Below are 2,421 nucleotides of genomic sequence, written 5' to 3'. Positions count from 1 at the left end.
TTTAATTACGCAACAAAGCCTATCTACATAATAAATCTTAATATTGAGAATATTTATAAATTTATGCCCAATATTGATAGTGATCATTATTGGTGAATTTTTTACATGTTATTTGTTCAGAATTATCAATAAAGGATTATTTAGTAGGAATAAGTCACATATGAGAAATGACTTCAATAAAGAATATGCAATAGATGCCAATTTAATCTCTACTACCGATCCTTCAAGTCTAATTACCTATGCTAATCATGATTTTTGTCATGTGGCTGAGTATGAAATGGACGAGTTGATCGGTAAGCCTCACAATGTAGTGCGCCATAGTGATATGCCCAAGGAAGCCTTTGCACAAATGTGGCAATACCTGAAAGCTGGAAAGAGCTGGATGGGATTGGTAAAAAATCAATGCCAAGGTGAGAAGCATTATTGGGTATCCGCTTTTGTTACTCCGATTAAAGGTGAAGATGGCGAAACGGTTGAGTATCAATCAGTAAGATCTAGACCGACAGAGGCTCAAATTGAACGTGCGGCCCAACTTTATACCAATATGAATAAAGGGAAAATGAATATTGGTAAGCGCATTTCTTATCATTCTATTCAGTATTTCTTCTTTTCTGCATTTTTGGCGTTATTTGTTGGGATAATATCTACGCAACAACAAATACTATTCGGTGCTATTGGGGTGGCATTGACCTGTGCTCTTGGGAGTATTTCAGCGGTTCAGAACAAGCGTTTTAAAGTGCTTAGAAAAATAGCTCAAGACTCATACTCCAATCCGTTAATGGAAAAACCTTACACTGGTTGCTTTGATGATTATTCTGAAATCGAGCTTGCTTTGTTGATGAAAAAATCTGAGTTGCGAGCGGTTTCTGGACGTGCGACGGATACTGCGGGAAAGATTTTGATTTCCGCTGAAGATGAGTTTGGAACGATTCAGTCAATGGGTCAAAGTTTAAATCAGCAATGCCAAGAAACTGAGCAGGTAGCTGCCGCAGTTGAAGAGTTAACACATTCAATCCATGAAGTGGCAAGTAGTGCAGCAGCGGCTTCAAGACTTACTGAAGATGCCAATGAAGAGTCAGCCAGAGGTTTAGAGTGTATATCCGCGACGATTAGTTCGGTGAATGAACTTGTAAGCGAGTTAGATAGTTCAAGAAAGGTCATACATCAACTTTCATTAAATAGTCAGAAAATAGAAAGTATTCTTGAAGTGATCAGCAGTATTTCTGATCAAACGAACTTACTTGCTTTGAATGCTGCAATTGAAGCTGCCAGAGCGGGTGAGGCAGGCCGTGGATTTGCTGTTGTTGCTGATGAAGTTCGAAACTTAGCATCGAAAACTGGTGATTCAACCAATGAGATTCAAGAGATGATTACCCAGCTTCAACAGACTGCAACGGAAGCGGTAAGCGCAATGGAGCGTGGAAAAGTGTTGTCTGAACAATGCAAAATGCGTGCAAACGATACAGGCGAAGTGTTGAATCAAATATCTGAGAAGTTATTCAAGGCCTCTGACAGTAGTCATCAAATTGCGGCGGCGGTTGAAGAGCAAGCTACGGTGACTAATGAGATTAATCACAATGTGGCTAATATTAAAGGACTGGCAGATGAAACATCCGTAACATCTGAGAGTTCCATTGCCCGTACAAGCCGCTTAGTGGACGACATAGAAGCATTGCAACGCTTGATTAGACAATTCCAATCATGATTCCAATCGGGATATGAAAAAAGGAGTGGGATCGCTCCTTTTTTCATTTCACGGGCCTAAATTTAGTGACTTAATGTTGTCATGTGTGCATCTCATCCTAGTTAGCAACTAAACACTTCAAATGTAACACTGTTGATACAATTATGTTTCTATCTCATTGTTTATATTAATAAAGCAATTTAACCAAGAAAATAACTTACTTATCATGGTGCTCTAAATCTGTGTTGCTGACGTTCTGGTTCGTCAATTGATTGTCAGGCGCTTGCAACAAGGTTATCTCACCAGCGATTTTGTCTGCCAGCTCAGGTGGCAGGTCTAACGGGCTTTGTTGCGTAATTCAGCGGAACTAAATCCAGAACCTACGATCTGATCAGCTACATTCACTCATTAACCGTGGCTCTCTGACTTTTGGGATTGATGAAGAGGCGATAAGCGGTTGGGCGCAAAGCAAACAGAATAAGCGCGGGAGGCCACGTCGGTTCAGTGATTTAGCTATTACGACAGCACTCATGGTGAAACGAGTTTTTTCTATGCCACTGAGAGCGCTGCAAGGATTTATCGACTCGATATTTAGGTTAGCCCATGTACCGTTAAGTTGTCCGCATTACACCTGCATCAGTCGTAGAGCCAAGCAAGTAGAGGTCTCATTTAAAACTAAAACGAGAGGAGCGATACAACACCTAGCCATTGATGCAACTGGCCTTAAGGTTTATGGC

Annotated in this window: 2 protein-coding genes; both read left to right on the top strand. The window is 40.6% G+C overall.

All coding sequences use genetic code 11. From position 1 onward, the window contains the following. The first annotated feature begins 160 nt into the window (after positions 1-160). Complete coding sequence (locus AACT19_RS20600; protein ID WP_076648534.1) at positions 161-1,705, top strand: methyl-accepting chemotaxis protein; 1,545 nt, start codon at positions 161-163, stop codon at positions 1,703-1,705. 350 nt (positions 1,706-2,055) lie between these two features. Then, the coding region (locus AACT19_RS20595; RefSeq protein ID WP_131825232.1) for a transposase at positions 2,056-2,421 on the top strand (366 nt) is incomplete at its 3' end.

The organism is Vibrio sp. 10N.222.47.A9 (genome assembly GCF_963872585.1).
Lineage (GTDB): Bacteria > Pseudomonadota > Gammaproteobacteria > Enterobacterales > Vibrionaceae > Vibrio > Vibrio splendidus.
This window is presented reverse-complemented; position numbering and strand designations above follow the sequence as displayed.